At 48.4% G+C, this 20,239-nt stretch carries 17 protein-coding genes and 1 tRNA gene; 12 read left to right on the top strand and 6 right to left on the bottom strand.

All coding sequences use genetic code 11. From position 1 onward, the window contains the following. Nucleotides 1-29: 29 nt before the first annotated feature. The gene (locus O59_RS16200) at nt 30-527 is read left to right on the top strand and encodes a peptidylprolyl isomerase (RefSeq protein WP_007644558.1); all 498 of its coding nucleotides are present in this window, start codon (nt 30-32) and stop codon (nt 525-527) included. An 83-nt stretch (nt 528-610) separates the two neighbouring features. Here the strand turns inward: O59_RS16200 and O59_RS16205 are convergent, their stop codons facing one another. Next, complete coding sequence (locus O59_RS16205) at nt 611-1,258, bottom strand: TetR/AcrR family transcriptional regulator (protein WP_007644559.1); 648 nt, start codon at nt 1,256-1,258, stop codon at nt 611-613. Nucleotides 1,259-1,586: 328 nt separating this feature from the next. Between O59_RS16205 and O59_RS16210 the strand changes: the two genes are divergently transcribed. From O59_RS16210 to trxC, 4 genes are all read left to right on the top strand, one after another. Further along, nucleotides 1,587-2,756, top strand: coding sequence for an efflux RND transporter periplasmic adaptor subunit (locus O59_RS16210; RefSeq protein ID WP_007644561.1), 1,170 nt, complete (start codon nt 1,587-1,589; stop codon nt 2,754-2,756). A gap of 168 nt (nt 2,757-2,924) precedes the next feature. Beyond that, on the top strand, nt 2,925-6,146 hold the full coding sequence (locus O59_RS16215) for an efflux RND transporter permease subunit (RefSeq protein ID WP_081489725.1): 3,222 nt from the start codon (nt 2,925-2,927) through the stop codon (nt 6,144-6,146). Next, nucleotides 6,143-7,594 carry an efflux transporter outer membrane subunit gene (locus tag O59_RS16220; RefSeq protein ID WP_007644563.1) on the top strand — a complete coding sequence of 484 codons (1,452 nt, stop codon included), beginning with the start codon at nt 6,143-6,145 and terminating at the stop codon, nt 7,592-7,594. Before O59_RS16215 ends, O59_RS16220 begins: the two co-directional genes overlap by 4 nt. Nucleotides 7,595-7,805: 211 nt before the next feature. Further along, the gene (gene trxC / locus O59_RS16225) at nt 7,806-8,246 is read left to right on the top strand and encodes a thioredoxin TrxC (RefSeq protein ID WP_040393197.1); all 441 of its coding nucleotides are present in this window, start codon (nt 7,806-7,808) and stop codon (nt 8,244-8,246) included. Nucleotides 8,247-8,333: 87 nt separating this feature from the next. Here the strand turns inward: trxC and O59_RS16230 are convergent, their stop codons facing one another. Continuing rightward, nucleotides 8,334-8,972 carry a Crp/Fnr family transcriptional regulator gene (locus tag O59_RS16230; protein ID WP_007644567.1) on the bottom strand — a complete coding sequence of 213 codons (639 nt, stop codon included), beginning with the start codon at nt 8,970-8,972 and terminating at the stop codon, nt 8,334-8,336. Nucleotides 8,973-9,118: 146 nt separating this feature from the next. Here O59_RS16230 and O59_RS16235 point away from each other — a divergent pair, with 146 nt between their 5' ends. From O59_RS16235 to O59_RS16255, 5 genes are all read left to right on the top strand, one after another. After that, entirely contained in the window at nt 9,119-11,335 is a 2,217-nt protein-coding gene (locus O59_RS16235; RefSeq protein ID WP_040393198.1) for a tetratricopeptide repeat protein, read from the top strand. A gap of 28 nt (nt 11,336-11,363) precedes the next feature. Then, complete coding sequence (locus O59_RS16240; RefSeq protein WP_157152613.1) at nt 11,364-11,801, top strand: hypothetical protein; 438 nt, start codon at nt 11,364-11,366, stop codon at nt 11,799-11,801. A gap of 258 nt (nt 11,802-12,059) precedes the next feature. Beyond that, on the top strand, nt 12,060-12,398 hold the full coding sequence (locus O59_RS16245) for a hypothetical protein (protein WP_007644570.1): 339 nt from the start codon (nt 12,060-12,062) through the stop codon (nt 12,396-12,398). Between the two features lie 210 nt (nt 12,399-12,608). After that, nucleotides 12,609-14,846: a S8 family serine peptidase gene (locus tag O59_RS16250; RefSeq protein WP_007644571.1), complete on the top strand. Its 2,238-nt coding sequence runs from the start codon at nt 12,609-12,611 to the stop codon at nt 14,844-14,846. 126 nt (nt 14,847-14,972) lie between these two features. Then, on the top strand, nt 14,973-16,346 hold the full coding sequence (locus O59_RS16255; protein WP_007644572.1) for a sensor histidine kinase: 1,374 nt from the start codon (nt 14,973-14,975) through the stop codon (nt 16,344-16,346). A 23-nt stretch (nt 16,347-16,369) separates the two neighbouring features. Here O59_RS16255 and O59_RS16260 read toward each other — a convergent pair whose 3' ends face one another. The 3 genes from O59_RS16260 to O59_RS16270 all read right to left on the bottom strand — a co-directional run bounded on the left by O59_RS16260 (nt 16,370) and on the right by O59_RS16270 (nt 18,969). After that, complete coding sequence (locus tag O59_RS16260) at nt 16,370-17,353, bottom strand: response regulator (RefSeq protein WP_007644573.1); 984 nt, start codon at nt 17,351-17,353, stop codon at nt 16,370-16,372. Nucleotides 17,354-17,622: 269 nt separating this feature from the next. After that, on the bottom strand, nt 17,623-18,129 hold the full coding sequence (locus tag O59_RS16265; protein WP_007644574.1) for a thioesterase family protein: 507 nt from the start codon (nt 18,127-18,129) through the stop codon (nt 17,623-17,625). A gap of 261 nt (nt 18,130-18,390) precedes the next feature. Continuing rightward, on the bottom strand, nt 18,391-18,969 hold the full coding sequence (locus O59_RS16270; protein ID WP_007644575.1) for a hypothetical protein: 579 nt from the start codon (nt 18,967-18,969) through the stop codon (nt 18,391-18,393). Nucleotides 18,970-19,045: 76 nt separating this feature from the next. On the opposite strand from O59_RS16270, the gene nudK reads away from it, so the two are divergent. Both nudK and O59_RS16280 read left to right on the top strand, forming a co-directional pair. Further along, nucleotides 19,046-19,627, top strand: coding sequence for a GDP-mannose pyrophosphatase NudK (gene nudK, locus O59_RS16275; RefSeq protein ID WP_007644576.1), 582 nt, complete (start codon nt 19,046-19,048; stop codon nt 19,625-19,627). 20 nt (nt 19,628-19,647) lie between these two features. Next, on the top strand, nt 19,648-19,992 hold the full coding sequence (locus tag O59_RS16280; protein ID WP_007644577.1) for a YajD family HNH nuclease: 345 nt from the start codon (nt 19,648-19,650) through the stop codon (nt 19,990-19,992). 101 nt (nt 19,993-20,093) lie between these two features. Here the strand turns inward: O59_RS16280 and O59_RS16285 are convergent. Beyond that, nucleotides 20,094-20,170 (bottom strand) — tRNA-Met (locus O59_RS16285). Between the last annotated feature and the right edge of the window lie 69 nt (nt 20,171-20,239).

The raw sequence follows: 20,239 nt of genomic DNA on the forward strand, positions 1-20,239 counted from the left end.
CTATTTACAGCCAATCTTTTGGAGTTGTTATGCAAATCAGTGCCGACAAAGTTGTCAGCTTTCACTATCGCCTGAGCGAAACGGGCGGTGAGCTGCTCGAAACTTCTTACGAGTCAGACCCAACCCTTTATCTGCACGGTCACAGTGGCTTGCTGGCGGCATTAGAAACCGCATTGGAAGGCAAACAAGCAGGCGATAAAGTCACCGTAAATCTGACTCCCGAACAGGGGTATGGTGTGCGTCAGGAAAACGCGACCCAACGCATTCCCATCAAACATTTGCTGGGCTACGAAAAAATCAAAAACAAAATCAAACCCGGCATGAAAGTCGCGGTAAATACCCAGCACGGTCCCTGGGATGCCGTGGTGTTAAAAGTGGGTAAATTCAATGTCGATATCGACAGCAATCACCCACTTGCCGGCAAAAATCTCGACTTCGAATTGGAAGTGGTTGAGGTGCGCGATGCAACCGCAGAAGAGCTGGCGCATGGCCATGCGCATGGCGTTGGCGGTCATCACCACGACTAATTTTTTCGCGCGTTGCGCATAAAAAAGCCCGCACTGGTTGCGGGCTTTTTTATGCAGATTTGTTGGTGGTGCCGCCGTAAATGTTAGGCTGCTTGGGTGCAGGGCCAGGTGGGTTTGGCGCTGTACCAATATTCCGGTTTCAAGCCAATCAAACGGTAAATGCCCTGCGGCAAATCCTGTTTTACATTATCGATATTGCGTGTCACTTGCGCGTGGCTAATTGCGCCTTGCACATACTGCTGCATCAGGCGCGCAATTTGTTCTATGTCCTGCTCCGGCGATTCCAGTAAATAATTGCCATTTTTTAAGCTGCGCACCAGCGCTTGATTGTATTTCGCACCGCGTTCGGTCATGAGTTGCAAGGTGTCGGTAATGCGCGTGTCGCCACAACCAGTCTGCATACCTGCGCTAAACAGCGCACAACCGGGAACGTTGTCTTTATCTTCGCCTACCTTGTTGATGTAAATAAATTGCAGCCAGTTCTCCAGCTGTTCCAGCGGCGAATTAATGGGCGAGAGAATACAGTCCAAATCCTGGCGGATTTGATCCCAATGGTGGGAGGTTGCCTCACAAAATAGCTCCGCCTTGGATTCAAAGTGGTGATAGAAGCTACCCTTGGTCACGCCCGCTTGTTTGCAAATTTCATTCACGCCCACAGAGTTGTAGTTGCTGTTCCAGATCAGGTTCAGCGCGGTTTCCAGTAGCAAAGTGCGGGTATCTGTAGTGCTCATAAGCTGGATTCTCGTACAAACGTTATGGTTATTATGATACCGGCCGGTATGTTTTTCAATCACAAGCTTGCGCCACAACAGGGCAGTATGCCAGTTGTGTTACCGCGCTCATCTTCGCTTTATAGGCTAAAGCCCTTGATTTTTCTCACTTTTATCAATTTTGCTGCCTGCCATTGGGGCGGGAATAATCAACAAAATTAAAAAAATGTTGACCTCCATACCTACCGGTATGTATAGTTTTGCGAAATGACCGGTTTAACCCCGCCGATTTTGTGTCCAGGGAGTTTTAGCTTGGCATTGATTTGCTCAGGAGCAACAGGAGACTATCATGAGTAGCACAATTTTCCCCCGCAAGTTTTTAACCCTCAGCGCATTGGCCATACTCACAGGTATCGTTGGTTTTTATCATGTCACTGGTGTGGAGGCCTCGGCAGCTGCGGCCGTACCACCTGCGCCAGCGGTAGATGTAGTGATTTTGGAACCGCAAGAGATCCGCACCTGGGCCAGTTTCTCCGGCCGTTTAGCGCCGGTTGAAAGTGCGGCCATCAAGCCCTTGGTGAGCGGCACCATCCAGCAAGTACTGTTTACTGAAGGCCAGCAAGTGAAAAAAGGCCAGCCACTGTTTGTCATTGATCCGCGCCCCCATCAGGCATCGGTGCAGCGCGCCCAGGCGCAATTAGCCACGGCCCAGTCCCGAGCCAAACTCGCACAGGATGAATTGAATCGCGCCCAACAATTAATCGCTGCCAAGCTGGTGTCGCAAAGTATTTACGACTCCGCGTTCAGTACCCATCAAGTTGCGCAAGCCGATGTAAAACAAGCGGAGGCGGCCTTAAGCCAAGCAAAGCTGGATTTGGAATACGCCCACATTAGTGCGCCGATTAGCGGTCGTGTTGGTCGTGCGGAATTAACGGTGGGCAATGTGGTAGAGGCGGGAGCCAACGCACCACTGCTCACGCAAATTGTAGCTAACGACAAACTCTACGCCGAATTTAATGTGGATGAAGCCACTTATATCCAGTTCGTGCGCAACACCAAAAATACGCAGGACATGCCAGTAGAGTTAACGCTCGCCAGCGATAGCAGTGTCACCTACAACGGCAATATTTCCGCCTTTGATAATCGCCTGGATACCAACAGCGGCACCATTCGCGCCCGCGCTATTTTTGATAATAAAGATGGCGCGTTAACCGCAGGTATGTTTGCCAATGTGCGTTTGGGTTCGGCGGAAAAAATTCAGGCGTTGTTAGTGCCCGAGCGTGCAATTGGCACCAATCAAAGTAAAAAGTTTGTGTTGGTGGTGGATGAAAATAATACCGCCACCTACAAAGAAATCACCTTGGGTGAGCATCACCAGGGGCAGCGCGTCATAGTGGCCGGTGTTGCTGCGGGCGATAAGGTGATTGTGAATGGCCTGTCCCATGTGCGACCGAATAGTGTAGTCAATCCGAGTGTGACACAAGCGGGTACTACGGCAGCGGTGGCATCCAGTCATTAATAGCAACACGCGCATTTAATCCCAATTGTTTTTGTAATGAGTTGCATCGGTGTTCGGCACCGGTGCTCTCCAAGCTCATCAGTTAATTCACTATTTTCTCTCGCGTTAGATTTATTTTCGCAGCTATTTTCAAATTTATTTTTTGGCCCATTTGCAGGCAGGCTCACCATGAACATATCCAAATTTTTTGTGGATCGTCCCATTTTTGCCGGCGTGATTTCACTGTTGATTTTTATCGCCGGTTTACTCGCCATGTTTCAATTGCCTATATCGGAATACCCGGATGTATCGCCACCTTCGGTGGTGGTGAGTGCGTCCTACCCTGGCGCTAACCCGAAGGTCATTGCTGAAACGGTTGCTACGCCCTTGGAAGAGCAATTGGCGGGCACTGAAAATATGTTGTACATGTTTTCACAGGCCACTACCGATGGTCGCTTGACCTTGACCGTCACTTTTAAAATCGGCACCGATGTTGACCTTGCGCAGCAGATGGTGCAAAACCGTGTTTCCCAAGCGCTACCACGTTTGCCGGATGTCACCCGCCAGCGCGGCGTTACCGTGGTAAAAAGCTCGCCCGATTTAACCATGGTGGTGCATTTAATTTCGCCGGATAAAAGTTACGACGAACTTTATTTGCGCAACTATGCACTCATGAATATTAAAGATGAGCTCGCCAAAGTGACCGGTGTAGGCCAGGTGCGATTGTTTGGTTCGGGCGATTACGCTATGCGTATTTGGTTGAATCCGGAAACCATCGCCGAAAAAAATCTCACTGCGAATGATGTTGTTAACGCGATTCGCGAACAAAACGTGCAAGTCGCGGCCGGTATGATTGGCGGCGCGCCGGTTACTGATTTGGTGGATGTGCAATTGCCCATCAATGCCAAGGGGCGTTTGGATAACCCGGAAGAATTTGGCGAAATTATTATCCGCGCGGGCGCTACTGGCGAAATTACTCGCTTGAAAGATGTGGCGCGCATTGAAATGGGTGCGTCAGAATTTAGTTTGAATGCCATGTTGGATAACCAACCGGCGGTGGCAATTCCTATTTTCCAATCGCCCGGTGCTAATGCCATTCAAATTTCCGATGCGGTGCGCTCAACCATGGCGCAATTATCCGAGCGTTTTCCGGCGGGGGTGGAATATAAAGTCGTTTACGACCCTACTATTTTTGTAAAAAGCTCCATCAGCGCGGTAATCAAAACCTTGCTCGAAGCGCTGGCATTAGTCGTGGTGGTAGTAATTTTATTTTTGCAAACTTGGCGCGCATCCATTATTCCGCTGCTGGCGGTTCCTGTTTCAATCATCGGTACCTTTTCGTTGATGTGGGCCTTTGGTTTTTCGATTAACACCTTGTCGCTGTTCGGTTTGGTGTTGGCGATTGGTATCGTGGTGGACGATGCTATCGTGGTAGTGGAAAACGTGGAGCGAAATATTGAAGAAGGCTTAACGCCGCTTGCGGCTACTTATAAAGCCATGCAGGAAGTGAGCGGGCCGATTATTGCAATTTCATTGACCCTGGTTGCCGTGTTTGTGCCTATCGCCTTTGTGAGTGGTTTGACCGGACAGTTCTATCAACAATTTGCGTTAACTATTGCAATCTCTACCGTGATCTCTGCCATTAACTCGCTGACATTAAGTCCGGCATTAGCGGCGATTTTGTTAAAAAGTCACGATGCACCCAAAGATCGCCTGACGCGCATTATGGATAAACTCTTTGGTCGCTTTTTTGGTTGGTTTAATCGCAGTTTTAATCGCGCCTCCGGTGATTACTCAACCAAAGTTGGGAAATTATTAGGCCGCAAAGCAATGGCTGTAGGCGTTTATGCGGTGCTGCTGGCGGTGACGGCGGTCGGTTTTAATATTATTCCCAAAGGATTTGTGCCCGCGCAGGATAAACAATATTTAATCGCTTTCGCCCAGCTGCCCGATGGCGCCACTCTGGCGCGCACTGAGCAAGTCATCCGTGAAATGGGTGAAATTGGTTTGGCCGAAGCCGGTGTGGAAAGTGCAGTGCAATTTCCAGGCTTGAGTATTAATGGTTTCACCAATAGCTCCAGTGCCGGCATTGTGTTTTTAACGCTGGATGCATTTGATGAGCGCAATGGTGCAGATTTATCGGCCGCGGCTATTTCGCAAAAGCTGCAAATGAAATTTGCCGGTATCGAAGAGGCCTTTATTGCGGTATTCCCGCCTCCGCCAGTGCGCGGTTTGGGAACCACGGGCGGGTTTAAATTGCAAATTGAGGACCGCGCTGGTTTGGGTTACGAAAAGCTGGCAGAAGTTGTGGCGCAAGTGCAACAAAAAGCCATGCAGCGCCCGGAATTAGCCAGTGTGTTTTCCAACTACAAAATCAATGTGCCGCAATTGTATGCCGATGTGGATCGCACCAAAGCCAAACAGCTCGGCCTGAATGTGAAAGAAATTTTTGACACTATGCAAATCTATTTGGGTTCGCTTTATGTCAATGATTTCAATCAATTTGGTCGCACCTATCAGGTTATCGCCCAGGCAGATGCGGAGTATCGCAATACCCCGGCGGATGCACTGAATTTAAAAGTGCGTAATGTGCAAGGCGATATGGTGCCCTTGGGTTCGGTGTTGACCATGGAAGAAAGTTACGGTCCTGAAAGTGCCGCGCACTACAACGGCTATTTAGCAGCGGATATTAACGGTAACGCCGCGCCTGGCTATTCCAGTGGTCAAGCGCAGGATGCGATTGATGAAATTCTCGATGAAGTGTTGCCCAGTGGCATTGTGTATGAATGGACTGATTTAACTTATCAAGAAGTACTGGCAGGCAATACTGCGATTTATATTTTGCCGCTGTGTCTGTTGTTGGTGTTCCTGGTGCTGGCCGCACAGTATGAAAGTTTGGCATTGCCACTGGTAGTGGTGACTATTGTTCCGCTCTCCATTTTGTCTGCACTTTTTGGTGTGTGGATTACCAACGGCGACAACAATATCTTCACCCAAATTAGTTTGTTTGTACTCGCCGGTCTCGCCAGCAAAAACGCCATTTTGATTGTGGAGTTTGCGCGCGAATTAGAGCAGCGCGGCATGGCAACCTATGAGGCGGCCATTACCGCCAGCCGTATGCGGCTACGCCCGATATTAATGACCTCTTTCGCGTTTATTATGGGTGTATTACCGATGGTGTTCTCCACTGGCGCCGGTGCCGAAATGCGCAGTGTGATGGGTATAGCCGTTTTCTCCGGCATGTTGGGCGTGACTTTCTTTGGTCTGTTTTTTACGCCGATGTTCTATGTGCTGTTGCGCAAGCTGGAAGGTAAACGCAGTTATAAAGTTGAGGGGAAAGAAGAGTTTTCACCCGCACCAGTGCATACCGATACGCCTGCCGTTGCAAACCATAAGGAGTTGCAATCATGAATATTTCATCAGTTTTTATAAAAGGTTTTGTTGTCGCTGTGTTGCCCGCCATGATCAGCGCCTGTCACAGTTTTAAATCGGTTGAGCAGTCTGCGCAGCTCGCACAGATTCAGCCGGCGCCGGCAGCATTTGTATTGCCTGCGTCGGCCAGTGAGCAGCAGCCGGTTGCGGCATGGTGGGCGCAATTAAATGATGAGCAGTTGAATCAATTAATTGCCAATTCGCTGCAACAAAATCATTCCATCCGTATTGCGCAGGCATCGCTGGCGGAATCCCGCGCGTTGCTGCGCAACAGCAAGTTGGATCGCTATCCCACAATTGAAGCCAGTGTGAGTGGCACGCGTCAAAAGCAGAGTGCAGATATTGTGGGCGATGTGGATTCACGTATCAGTGAGACCTATCAGGCCGGTTTTGATGCAAGCTGGGAGCTGGATATTTTCGGTCGTGTCCGCAACGGTGTGAAATTATCCAAAGCACAGCTCGCCGCACGCGAAGCTGATTTACACGCGGCGCAGGTTAGCATTGCGGCGGAAGTTGCCGGTGCCTATATCAGCTTGCGTGGCAATCAATATTTGTTGGATGTCGCGCTGCGCAATGTGCTCAACCAACAGGAAACTTTGGAACTTGCCCAACGTTTTTCTGAAGTGGGGCGCGGCGATCAACTGGATGTGGCGCGTGCCGAGGCGCAGCTGGAATTAACCCGCGCCAGTATTCCTGCGTTGAATGCGGAAATTAATATTGCCTTGAATCGTATTGGTGTTTTAACCGGGAAGCCGTCGGCGGAATTAAAAACGGCCTTGGCGCTGGTGAAATCGCTACCGCAGATTCCTGCCTCCTTTGCGGTGGGTAACCCGACAGATCTATTAAAACGTCGGCCCGATATCCGCCGCGCCGAACAAGCGCTGGCGGGTGCAGTAGCGGAATACAATATTCGCGTGGCGGATTTGTATCCGAGCGTCACGTTCACTGGTGGCTTGGGTTATTTGTCCAGCGATTGGACGCGCGTGGGCAATAGCAATACCGATACCTTTTTATTCTCGCCGCGCATTGAATGGGCTGCGTTCAATCTGGGCAGGGTAGATGCGCAAATCGATGCGGCTGATGCCCGCACCCAGGCGCGTATCGCCGAGTTTGAGCGGCAGGTGCTTACCGCATTAGCGGAAACCGATAATGCACTGCAAAACTTTACCCGCGAAGAAGAGCGCCGTACCAGCTTGCAGCATGCCTTGCAGGCGAGCAATCAAGCAGCGGTATTTGCCCGCAAGCGTTTTGAAGTGGGGAGCAGCGATTTTCTGACGGTGTTGGATGCGGAGCGGTCGCAGTTAACCCTCAGTGCACAATTGGCGCAGAGCGATATGCAGGTGCTGTTAAATTTGATTGCGGTGTATAAATCCCTTGGTGGTGGTTGGGAATTTGCCCAGCAATCGGCGCTGGCTACACGCAATTAGTTTATTTATCGCCAGTAGTTATTGTTGCAATCCCTGAATGGTTTTCCTTTTTGCCTGTGACTGCCCCCTTGCGGTCATGGGCTTTTTTATTGAAAGGGTTATACTGTTTTTACTTGGTTGTGCGCTTTGGTGTTCGTTTGAGTGTGCACTTGAAGCCTGTTTGTTAGTGCCCATCTTTTGTTTGTGTGCTTTATTAACCTATGGATATTTTATGAGCCCGGTTCAAATTAATTGCCCCCATTGTTTTGCCACTAACCGTTTGCCTTCCGAACGACTCACCGACAAACCCAATTGCGGCAAATGCAAACGCCCCCTTTTTGTGGGCAAGCCGCTGGAATTAAATCCGGGCAATGTTGCCAACACCTTGGAGAAAAATGATATCCCGGTGTTAGTGGATTGCTGGGCGCCCTGGTGCGGCCCCTGCCAAAGTTTTGCGCCGGTGTTTGAGCAGTTGGCGGCGCAATCCGAACCCTATTTGCGCTGCGCAAAATTAAATACTGAAGCGGTTCCCTCTATTGCCCAGCGCTGGGGAATTCGCAGTATTCCAACGCTGATTTTATTTAAAGGTGGTAAAGAAGTGCAGCGCGTGTCTGGCGCTATGTCCATGCAGCAATTAAAAGCCTGGTTGGTGCAGGTGGGGGCGTTCAATTGATTTGGCACTATGAATGTCGCGCAATAAAAAAGGCCAGCTATTGGTGCTGGCCTTTGTGTTTTCAGGGGAATCAAACAGCTAAAAAAATTACCAATAACGCGGCAGATTTTTTTTAATTTCGATATATCCCGTGCACTGCTCTATGTAACCGCCAATCAATAATTGTTTCATAATCCGGCTCACCATTTCACGCGACGAACCCACCATATTCGCTATGTCCTGATGGGTCACTTTCGGGTTGTGGATACGTTTGTCCTCATCCGATAATTTTTCCAGCGTGCTGCTCACGCGTCCATACACATCCAGCAAGGCTAAATCTTTTACGCTATCGGTCAGTTCGCGCACGCGGCGGGTCAGTTCGGTAAGCATCATTAATGCGAAGTCGGGGTACTCGCGCATCAGCTCATGCACGCTGGCTTTGGGCAGCATCAACACTTCACAATCGCTCAGGGTGATTACCGAGGCCGAGCGTGGTTGGCCGTCCAGTAGCGACAACTCTCCAAAGTAATCGCCATCCTGCATGTAATTTAAATTTACCTGGCGCCCTTCATCATTGGTCAAGTAGGCGCTCACCGTACCTTTGCGAATTACGTACAAATGGCTCGACTCATCCCCCTCGGTAACCAATACGGTATTTTTAGGGTACTTGCGCAATACACTGTGTTTTTCCAGCTGCGCAAGATAGTGCGCTGGAACGGCGGCGAATAAACGGACGCTCTGCAACATGGTGGTCTAGTTCCCAGTAAAGAAAATGAATTGTTATTGTCATCAAAACACACAATAATCGCTACTACTTATGCCCATTTTTGCTGGGCAAGGATCATAATTCCGTTTTAAATTTCCCCTATTGTCGCACGGAGAGCTATCGGCCTATGGCTGCTGCAGATTCACGCCATTGTGAACAGACTCTCATGTTCACGGATATCGTCGGCTATTCGCGCCTTATGGGGCGCAATGAGGCCATGGCGATAGACATGCTGGGCGAATATCGCAATATATTACTCTCCCATATTGAAGCCCAGGGCGGCCAATTAGTGGAATGTATTGGCGATGCGATTTTTGCGCGTTTTGACACCGCTGCCAGTGCGACAGCTGCCGCCATTGCCATTCAACAACACCTGCAAACCTTTAATACACTGCGCGACAAAAAATTACCGCGCCTGCAAACCCGTATCGGCTTGCACAAAGGTGAAGTTGCACTGCGCGACAATGCGGTTTTTGGTGACACAGTAAATATCGCCGCCCGCTTGGAGCCCCTCGCCGTTGCCGACGGTATTTGCATTTCGCAAGCTGTGTACGATGAAATCCGTTACAGCCTTTCGGCGCCTGCCAAACGCCTGGGGGTGCAGGCGTTAAAAAATATCGAACAAAAAATCCGTGTTTACCTTATCAAACCTGCGGGCATTAATTGGCGCGATCACCTGCATTATTTTCTGCGCGGCCTCAATAAAAAAATTATCGCCTATCGCTACCCATTAACCGCTTGTTTGCTCGCGTTTATCGCCGCCGGTTTTTATTTTGTTCCGCGCTGGTTGGTGCCGGGTTATGCCGCCAACTATGTGGAGATCGCCGACTTCCAAAATTTAATGAATGAAAAGGCCGATGCCGATTATTTCTCCGCTGGGATAACCGAAGCGGTGCGCTCGCAATTAGCGGATATGCGCGATGTTTATATTGTAGATTCCAAAGAAGGTGTTCGCGCTCCCATTCGTTTGGAGGGCAGCGTACAGCGGCTCGGCGATAATCTCCGCATCGCCTACCGTTTATTTCGCCGCAAAGATAATGTGCAAATCGCCGGTGGAAAATTGGACGGCACTTATCAGGATATTTTTATTTTGCAGGATAGGTTGGTGGGGGAGATTGCGCGGTATTTGGCGGATGAATTTGGCTTGCAAAACTTTCGGCCTGCACCTTTGAGGTTGACGGGGGATGTAACGGCTTATGATTATTATTTGCAGGGGTTGGAATACCTTAAAAAACCTTCTTCTTTGGCAAACTTTGACACTGCAATTCAGAATTTTAATCAAGCATTAGTTCACGACAATATGTTTTCGTTGGCAAATGCTGGCTTATGTGATGCATATAGGCAGAAATATGATTTGGTTAAATCTGCTATATGGCTAAACGAAGCGGAGCGCTTTTGCTTGCTTGCGCTCGCACAGGATGAGACGTCTCTAAAAGCATATAAAGCTATTGGTAGGATATATGCTGAAACTGCACAGCTTTCTAAAGCGATAGAATATTTGGAAAAAGCAACAAAGATTGATGGTCGTAATGTTGATGTAGCGATTGAATTGGCTGGCGCCTATGACGCTATTGGCAATAAATCTATTGCAGAGAAAATACATGTCGAGATCATAAAAGAAAATCCTAAAGATTGGATTGCATACGATGGATATGGATATTTTTTGTTCAGAAATGGTCGTTATGATGAAGCCATAAATATATATAAAAAAATCATTCAGATAGTTCCAGAAAATCTTTCTGTTTTAAATAATATAGCAGCAATGTACCTATTCAAAGGGGAGTTTTCTATCGCGATTAGATATCTTGAGGCGGCTGCATTAATTGAGCCTGATAGTGCAATTTTTGCAAATATGGGAAGCGTTCATTATTTATCTGGAAACTTTCACAAGGCATTACAAATGTATGAAGAAGCTTTGCGTCTTGAACCGATGAATTGTCAATGGATGGTTTACGTGGCGGATGCCTATAAGTTCTTGCCTGACAAAAATGAAAAGGCTGATTTTTATTTCAATAGTGCTATTCAGCATGCTGATGAAGATATAGCGATTAATCCTAATATCGCTAAGAACTATAGATATAAGGCAATAGCCTTGGCATATTTGGGTGATATTTCACAAGCCAAAGAAGTTATTTTTTCTGCCAATAAATTAGATGCAACTAGCATTGATTCGCTGTCGGTAAGTTTGAGAGTTGCTATTGCTACTAGTGAGGAAGAGGATGTTAGACGGTATGCTAAGAAATTGCTTGATGCTGGCTATTCAGATAAATTGTTACTCGCTAATCCTGACTTTTCGGTATTAAAGGAGCCAAGATTTAGTGATTTATTTGATCGGATTCATTAACTACATTTCATAAACCGGGAGGTTTAATATGCGTATTTTGGTAAAATTATTTGCACTATGCGGCGTTGTTATTTTTGTAGGTTGTTCAGCTGTCAGCTCAGAAATTACAAGTCATCATACCGTTTATCCTATGAAGGGAACCAATACTGCGGTTGTTGGTATAGGTGTTGATAAACAAGGTATTCCTTTTGTAGCAGCCAAGGAAATTGTTGTGGAGCCAGGACAAAAAATTCTATTTGCCGGGCCTGATGAGTTTATAGTGACCTTCAAAAACAAGAAGAGCCCCAATCGTAAAATAAGTAACCCGTCCCGAGCGGGCGTAGTAAAAATTGAAGTGCCGGTTGAGATTTTTCTACAAAGTGAATTCGTTGAGGAGTATCGAAAAAATGGTCAATTGAAGTTTAACTATGGCGTGATTGTTAATGGAAAAGAACTTGACCCTGAAATTATAGTTCGCAGAAAGTAAATGTCAGGTTATGGCATATCACCAAAAAGCGACTTCCTACAGTCGCTTTTTATGTGAATAAATCACAATCCTCTCTAACAATTTGTCACAGTTTTCATCCTCTCGTTCGGGTATGGTGGCTTTTGTAGCAGGGCGTCTGCAGGGATAGGCGAGCGGAACAGCGGTTTTGTCGGTCAGGGACGGTCGGGTTATGCCGGTTGGCAGGGCGCCCGGTTACGTTTGCGGCAAAAGTGCTTATCTTGCAAAGGAGTCTTGCAAATGAACCGGATTCATCTCTTCCTCTTATTTGTTATTTTTCTGTTAATCCCCCTCTCTGTACCCGTATTTTCCAGTGTAATTCCGGCAGTTAAGCCCGGCTGTGATACTGCTGTGCAGGAACCTGCTGGCGGGCGTGACTGTGCGGCGGGCACCGTTCTGGTGGCGTCGGTGCCGGAAGTGCCGGTGGGTGAGCTGGCTGCGGCGCAATCTGCCGCTCCCGCAGGGCTGCAGGATTTTATCCAGAACGATCAAACCCATGGCCGCTCCCAGTGGCTGTTATTGGCGATTTTTGCGGGGCTGATTTTGTTGGCGGCGCGCATTGCTCCCTCTTTGAAATAATTTGTTATGGATGCCCGCGTTGGCGGGCATGACGAAAAACGATTGTTTTAGGTGAATAAATCACAAAAAACCAGCGGATTTTGATACGGAGATCCCCCAGGGTTAAGGCCACAATGGCTCTATTGTCCAAGTGCAAAGGTTGCGCGACTGGGCATAAAAGGAGCGGCACCTAGTGCCAAATTTTGGTTATTAATCTGGAAGGATCTCATCATGAAAAAGTCTCACGCTATTGTTAAACCACTCACTCATGCAATCTTGATTGCAATCTCCTGTTCTGCTGGCGGAGTTCTGGCAGATACGGATAAAAAAACCGAAGTTCCCCGTATTGACACCGTGGTGCGTATCGACCCTGTTTTGGAGCGTATGGCTGCAGAACAGGCGTCGCTGCCGGTGATCATCATTTTTGGCGAGCAACCCCAGCGCGCTATCGCCCGTAAATTAAATGCGCAATACGAGCGCGATATCGATGGTTTGGCGGCGCGAGTACGGGCTATTTACGATCGCTATCTCACCAAGGAAACACTGGCCAGCAAAGACAAGGAAGTCGAACACAGCAAGTTGTTGGCCCAGTACATTACCGATGCCGATAAAAAAGAAATCCGCGCGCTCAATGAACAGCGTGAAAGCCTGATGCGCAAAGTGCGTCAGGAAATTGCACGCGAATCGGAGCTGGCGGTAACCCGTGTGCAGGAATCGCAGTTGGATGCCATCACCCGCTTGGGTGCCAAGGTGCAGGAAAAACTGGTGACAACTAATGCCATCAGCGCTGTTATCCCGGCTTCAGCTTTAAAGGAACTTGGCGCACTGCAAGGTGTAGCCGAGGTTATCTACAACACACCCGGCAAAGCCGAATTGGATAATCAGGCGGCATCGCTCGGTGCAGATACCTGGTGGAATACCGGTTTCGATGGCGGCATCTGGGATGTGGGTGTGATCGATGATGGTGTGCTGGAAACCCATACCGGCCTGAACACTCACACCTTCTATGAAAATTTTGCGGGCAATGGCAATCACGGTACCGGCGTGGCCTGTATGTATGCAGGCACCGATGCCACCCGTCGCGGCTTGGCCTTTGGGTTGGATTCTATCCTGGTGGAGAATGCCGGCGATGAAGCGACCACTATGGCCGGTGCGGATTGGATGCTGCGCTCGGCGGGCGATGATCCAGAAGTGATTAACTACTCCTGGGGTAATGGCGATGCGACCGGCAGTGATTGGCATCCGCTCTCGCGTTTTGTGGATGGTGTGGTGTTTGATTACGCCACCAACTGGGCCAAGTCAGCGGGCAATCAAGGTTTTGGCACCAACACCATGACCGTGCCGGCCACCAACTACAACGGCCTCACCGTGGCAAACATGGCGGACAACAATACAGTGTCGCGCGCTGATGATGTGATTACCGCCTCCAGCAGCCGTGGGCCAACCGTGGATAACCGCAAAAAACCTGACCTGTCTGCGCCGGGCAATCAAACCCGTACCTGCAACGCATCCGGTGGTTATTCCGACCTGGGCGGCACAAGCTCAGCGGCGCCCAAAGTCGGCGCAGCGACACTCTTATTGACTGATGCCGGTAACTGGGATCCGCGCTCCATTAAAGCGGTGCTGATCAATACCGCCGATTCCTGGGAGGATAGCGACACCCAATCCACTGCCGATGACGGTCCAAAAACCGGTAAAGAGTGGAATAAAACCTACGGTTGGGGCTATCTGGATTTGGCGCACGCTCACTTCCATCGCAACGACTTTTTTGCTAACTCGGTCAAACCCAAAGGGCAATCCGGTAGCTTCAAGCTCTACAAGGGCACAATGTATAACGGCGATAAGGCAACGCTGGTGTGGGAGCGTGATGTGGATTACAACAACGCCGCTACGCCAACCAGTTTCCGCGCGCTGTCGGATTTGGATTTGAAACTTTATTCAGAACCAAGCAATAGCCAGTTGGATTCAGACACCAGCGTGCGCGACAACGTGCATCAGATAGCAGCCACAGCGACTCAATCGGCTGTAGTCAAGGTATATGCCTACAGCAGCTCTTTTGATGGCGCGAGCAGCGAGCCCTTCTCGCTGGCGACCGAGGAAAATTTTGTCGCCGCTACCGGCCCGGCTTTTTCCAACAGCATCACTGCGCCGGCGAGTGTACTTACCGGCACCAACTTCACCTACACAGTGGCGGTGAAAAATACCGGCGATTTGGACGCGCACAATGTAAACGTCAAAATCAATTTACCGGCGGGATTCTCGCTGGTAGCCGGCGCACAAACCCAAAGTGCGGGCAGCATTGCTGACGGTGCCACCAAAAACCTGAGCTGGACGGTAAAAGCACCTAGCTATGCCATTACTTCCACCAGCATAAGCGTTAGCACTACGAGCCTCTCCTACGGTGAAAGCTTTACCGGCTCAGCGAGCAAGGCGATTAGCGTGAAGCGCTTGGTGCTTACTCTGCCTTAAGTACAGGCTCCGACGCGATTAAAACCTGATGCCAGTATGGCATCAGGTTTTTTTGCTTATTAACAGATGACAAAGCGGTGCCAAGCACGCAGAATTCAGCTTCAATCTTCATGCAGCTGACAACCCATGTATTCGATATTACCCGCCATAGTGGCGTTTCTATTTTTATTCTTCGGCCTTTATGTGGCGCACTCCAAAGGCTTGAACCGAGTGACGGCTGCGTTTTTGATTCTGTGTATCACTACGTTTTTCTGGCAGTTTGTATGGGCGATTTTGTTTCAGGTAGAAAACGAAAAGCTGGCGCAAAACCTGATCGATTTGGGTTGGTTGCTGATTTTATTTTTGCCGACCAGTTTGTTTCATTTTCTGGTGGAGTTGACGGGGCAGCAAAACCATAAACGCAAAGTCTATGCCTCTTATATCTTTTCTATTTTTCTCGCTGCAACTCATGTCACCACGGATCTGGTCATTAATGGCAACTACCATTATTTTTGGGGCTTTTATCCTAAGGCTGGCATTTTGCACATACTGCATGTGTTGCAGACCAGTACGGTGGTGGTTTACGGGCTGTATCTCGCCTATCAAAAACAAAAACTGGTGCAAGCCGGTGAGAAAACCAAGCTGCAATATTGCAGTGTAGCGCTGCTGATTTTCTCGCTCTCGGCGGTGGATTATTTATGCAACTACGGTTTTGAATTTTACCCACCCGGTGTGGTGTTTATCGCGGTAGGTCTGGGCTTGATTGCGCTGGCCACTGTGCGCTACCACGCGATGGATGATTCGCGCATGCTGGTGGCGAGTATCGCCCATGAAATGCGCACGCCGCTGGCGTCGTTAAAATTACAGGCGCGGGTATTGACCGAGTATCTACCGGAACTGATTGCCGGGTATAACCTCGCGCGCGAAGAGGGATTGTTGAAGCAGTCAATCAGCGAACAAACGCTGGCACATTTGGGGCGCACTGCCAAAATTCTCGAGCGCGAGGTGGTGCAGGCTAATCACGCCATCGACATGCTCATGGCGTTAACCACCGCCCATTATTTAAATGAAAAGGATTTTAAACATTTTTCCATGAAGGAATGCGTGGAGTTGGCGGTGAGCCGGGTGCCTTATAAAAACGATGCAGAAAAGATCGTTAACGTCGATGTTAAGGCCGATTTTGTGGTGTTGGCCTCTAACGAATTTCTCACCTTTGTATTGATCAACCTGATTAAAAATTCGCTGGATGCATTGCGCGGCAAAGAGCGCGGCAGCATTAATATTACTATTATTGCAGATCAGTCGGGTAATCGGCTGGAGTTTTTGGATAATGGTGTTGGCATAGATGAAAAAATTCTGCCGCACATTTTTGATCGCTTTTTTACTACCAAAGACCGCAGCAACAACTCGGGTGTAGGGTTGACATTTTGCCGCAAGGTGATGGAATCTTTTGGCGGCAATATTACCTGCGAATCCAAACTGGGCGAATACACCCGCTTTACCTTGTCATTTAAAAAGTAAGCGCCGTAGCGCCAGGGCAAGTGTTAGTGCAACTTGCCCCGGTTGGCGACAGGGCTGATGTGCGGTTGTGCGGTGCATATTTCATGTTGCGGAATAACGGCGCAGTAATAATTGGTTTTGCCTGTTACTTTCTGTGCGGGATAAATATTCACGCTGTGATTAAAACTTTCCGGTTCGTAAAAGCCATCCTCTGAGTTGAACAGGGGAATGAAGTCACGAGAGGCAATGCGCTGGATCAAATCGCTGGGTGCATCCTCTTCTTCCAGAATTTTCAAGTGCTCGGCAATATCCTCTTCGGTGTAAATCAAGCAGAGTGATTCACTGCCATCGCGTGTTTGCAAGGTAAAGCGCGAGGGATTGGACAGGTAAAAATATTCTTTGACATCCAATTCGCTGCATACCTTTTGAAAATAATCGGCCAATTCTGCGTCGGCAAAAAACGGTGTGTTTACATCTACTGCTTCATTTTTAATGTGGCTGGTTAAATCCTGAAAGTAGGCATTTTGTAATTTGTTGATGGCGTTGGTCAGCTGTTCCAGCATGTTCTCATCACTTTTTTTAATGTAGTAATGAATAATATTTTCGTTAAATGCGGTGACTGCGTCGCTGGGTGTGGCATGGCCGGTTAAAAGTATTTTTTTGATGGCCGGATTATTTATTTTTTTGCAAAACTCAATGCCATTCAGTGACGGCATGGAGAAGTCGGCAACCACCACGGAGATTTCCATGTCGCGCTCATTGTTGCGCTGTTTTAAGTGGGAATGATTGAGTACCTTTTTGACCCACTTGTCGGAGTCGCCCGCAAGCTCAGGGGCGTTTTTGTTGTGGCTTGAACGGGTTGCCGGCTTGGGGGCATTAATGTACTCGAGGGCGGATAGGGCATTATCAAACAGCTTCAGGTTGTACTCGTTGGAAAAAACCATATCCAGCGAGGCAAGAAAATCCGGATTGTCGTCAATAAACACGATTTGTGCAGGATAAAAAAACAGCGGTATCTTGGATTTCAAGGTGGTGTCCTGTTATCGGCGAATGCGTTGATGGTGGCGGTTGAGGGTTATTGTTGGGCGCCTGACTTAAATATATACAAAAGATCTGCTTTTATACAGCCGCTCGTGGGATTAATCCCGCGATCTGCTGTGGCTAATCCGCGATAAAAGCAACGTCCTGGCTACAGTTATAGCAGCCAAGACGTTGGATGTGGTCTATCAGCGTAGTTATAAGTGCACCCTTTTCATTTTGTTATGCCGGGTTGTCGCTGGTTAAAGCGTTGTGCGGTTTACTTCAAATCGTCCAAATCGATATCCGTGCGCTCAAACTTTTTGATCTTGCGGATGATTTGGTCGGGCAGGCGTGCAATGCGTTTTTCCTTGTCGGCAAATACGATTTGCTGATAGCCACGTGATGCCAGTTCATCGTTAATATAAAAGCTGAACAGCAAGTAGAACGAACATTTTTGAATGTTAAACGCATTGAGTGAGCAGGTGACTGTCTGGAAGGGGAAGGCCTCTTTCAGGTACTCATTGTGCGCGCGTTTGGTAATAAATACGCCTTGATCTTGCAGCATATCGTTAGAGATGCACTCAAAGAACCAGCGCTCTCTCACTGCACCTTGCCATTCAAAAAAGTTGGAGAAATACACGTTCTGTGTTGCATTGGAATGCTTGAGCGACGTTTCAAATTTTTGATAGTAAGTTTGCGGCGCAATTGGCCAGGCTTTGGCAGTTGGAAAGCTGTTAAGAACGTCGTCAGCACGGAAAGCAACAGAAGAATTAGTAGTTTGCATGATTGAATCCTCATTCGTTTAAAGGTCGGTTATGCAAATGAATTGTTCATTTGCTGACCTAGAGTAATGAAGCGCCAAACAAGACACCACCGTTTGTGTCCCAGCAAAAAGCTAAATAAAATTTATGTCGCCTAAATCATCTTCTGTGCGATATTTTTACGCAGTAGCATAAATTTTTAGGTGCACAGTATTTGTTTGGCGTTTAAATCACTTTTAATTTGTGAAAAGCAGAGCGCCAGCGAGTCTGATATGCGTTTGCTTTCATCGGTTCACACGCCACTGCGGCTCCATTTGCCCCTGCATACAGCGTTTTACATCTTCATCAATGCGATTGTCAGGTTTTACGCATTCCTTGAGTGAACGTGTCGGCGCGAAGGTGTTGTGTTTTGTGGGCGGCGAGTCGGCCTCTGCCATCATCTGGTCTGCGTGGCGGCATGCCGTGGTTTGGTAGGTGTAATTGGTGTCGCTGGCATTGGTGTTGTACTGGTCGATCCAATAATTGCAGGTCGCAATAATTTGTTGCAGCTGTGGATTTTCAGTATTTAGCGCACGCGGCTTCTCGCGTTTACCGCGCGTAGGCGTGTGGCGGGAGGTTGAGGGATTGTTCGCCGTTTCAATCCAGCGATGTGTCCCCGCTTTTTTATTACATCTATCCAGCGTTTCCGCATAATAATCCCGCTCCTTGGCCCACTGCCTGACCTGACTTTGATTACCACCATTATTAAGTTTGCGCTGGGTGGATTTTAATTTGGATTGCCACTGACCGCAGTCATTGGCGAGGGCTAGTGTGGGCAGGCTTAACGCCGCGAGTGCGGTAGAAATGATTAACAGTTTCTGCATAGTTCCTCCTTGAGCTTTCGATTATAGTGTTGCCAAAATCCGTTGGCCGATTCTATTCCATGAATGAGAGAAAAGCATGCCCGCAAAGATCAAAAACCTCACTAAAACCCTGCTTTCCGATAATTGGTACACCTTGAACAAATATTCGTTTGAATATCAAAAACCCAATGGTGAGTGGAGTAAACAAGAGCGTGAGGCCTACGACAGAGGTAATGGTTCAACCATTCTTTTATACAATACCGACAAAGGCACAGTAATTCTGACGCGCCAGTTTCGTCTGCCGACTTACGTGAATGGCAATAGCGACGGCATGTTGATTGAAACCTGCGCCGGTTTACTCGATCAACACAATGCTGAAGATTGTATTAAAAAGGAAGCAGAAGAAGAGACCGGCTATAAAATCGAAAAGGTAACAAAAATATTTCAAGCCTATATGTCGCCTGGGTCAGTTACAGAAATCGTACATTTTTTTATCGCGGAATATAGCGAAAATATGAAAGTGTCCGAAGGTGGTGGCTTGGAGCATGAGCAAGAAAATATTGAAGTACTTGAGCTCAAGTTTGATGCTGCTTACGCGATGATTAAATCGGGCGAGATCATGGACGGAAAAACTATCATGCTCCTGCAATACGCCAAATTACATAACCTTTGCTCATAACTCCATCAGCAGGCGCACACATGACCACCGACAAACTTGGCCGCACCACGACCTATATAAAACAAGAGCAGGGCTATAGGGATCGCGCCTTAAAAATGTACCCTTGGGTCTGCGGCCGCTGCGCACGTGAGTTCACTTATTCCAACCTGCGCGAACTCACCGTCCATCACCGCGATCACAACCACGACAACAACCCCGCCGACGGCAGCAACTGGGAATTACTCTGCATCTACTGCCACGACCACGAACATACCAAGTTCCACGAATACGTACTCTATGGCGCAACCACCGAAAAGAAAATCCAACCCGCCACGCACAACCCTTTTGCGAATTTGAAGGATTTGATGGGGAAGAAGGAGGATTAGCGAAACTCTTCTTCTGTAAGTGTGCGCCGTATTAACACTTGACCAAATTCAATCCAATAAAAAAGCCAGCGAGGTTTTCACCAAGCTGGCTTTATCAAATATGGTAGCTAGAGGCGGACTTGAACCGCCGACCCCAGCATTATGAGTGCTGTGCTCTAACCGGCTGAGCTATCTAGCCATAAATGAGGCGCGCATTTTGGCGACTGAAGGGCGTGCTGTCAACCCCAAAAATCACCTTTGTGATAAT

Source organism: Cellvibrio sp. BR, assembly GCF_000263355.1.
In the GTDB taxonomy this organism is placed as follows: domain Bacteria; phylum Pseudomonadota; class Gammaproteobacteria; order Pseudomonadales; family Cellvibrionaceae; genus Cellvibrio.

Coding starts and splice junctions, on each gene's coding strand:
- O59_RS16240 (WP_157152613.1), top strand. CDS start 11,364: ATGCGTATTTTGGTAAAATTATTTGCACTATGCGGCGTTGTTATTTTT.
- nudK (WP_007644576.1), top strand. CDS start 19,046: ATGCCCGCAAAGATCAAAAACCTCACTAAAACCCTGCTTTCCGATAAT.
- O59_RS16265 (WP_007644574.1), bottom strand. CDS start 18,129: ATGCAAACTACTAATTCTTCTGTTGCTTTCCGTGCTGACGACGTTCTT.
- O59_RS16270 (WP_007644575.1), bottom strand. CDS start 18,969: ATGCAGAAACTGTTAATCATTTCTACCGCACTCGCGGCGTTAAGCCTG.
- O59_RS16255 (WP_007644572.1), top strand. CDS start 14,973: ATGTATTCGATATTACCCGCCATAGTGGCGTTTCTATTTTTATTCTTC.
- O59_RS16280 (WP_007644577.1), top strand. CDS start 19,648: ATGACCACCGACAAACTTGGCCGCACCACGACCTATATAAAACAAGAG.
- O59_RS16250 (WP_007644571.1), top strand. CDS start 12,609: ATGAAAAAGTCTCACGCTATTGTTAAACCACTCACTCATGCAATCTTG.
- trxC (WP_040393197.1), top strand. CDS start 7,806: ATGAGCCCGGTTCAAATTAATTGCCCCCATTGTTTTGCCACTAACCGT.
- O59_RS16200 (WP_007644558.1), top strand. CDS start 30: ATGCAAATCAGTGCCGACAAAGTTGTCAGCTTTCACTATCGCCTGAGC.
- O59_RS16230 (WP_007644567.1), bottom strand. CDS start 8,972: ATGTTGCAGAGCGTCCGTTTATTCGCCGCCGTTCCAGCGCACTATCTT.
- O59_RS16205 (WP_007644559.1), bottom strand. CDS start 1,258: ATGAGCACTACAGATACCCGCACTTTGCTACTGGAAACCGCGCTGAAC.
- O59_RS16220 (WP_007644563.1), top strand. CDS start 6,143: ATGAATATTTCATCAGTTTTTATAAAAGGTTTTGTTGTCGCTGTGTTG.
- O59_RS16210 (WP_007644561.1), top strand. CDS start 1,587: ATGAGTAGCACAATTTTCCCCCGCAAGTTTTTAACCCTCAGCGCATTG.
- O59_RS16215 (WP_081489725.1), top strand. CDS start 2,925: ATGAACATATCCAAATTTTTTGTGGATCGTCCCATTTTTGCCGGCGTG.
- O59_RS16235 (WP_040393198.1), top strand. CDS start 9,119: ATGGCTGCTGCAGATTCACGCCATTGTGAACAGACTCTCATGTTCACG.
- O59_RS16245 (WP_007644570.1), top strand. CDS start 12,060: ATGAACCGGATTCATCTCTTCCTCTTATTTGTTATTTTTCTGTTAATC.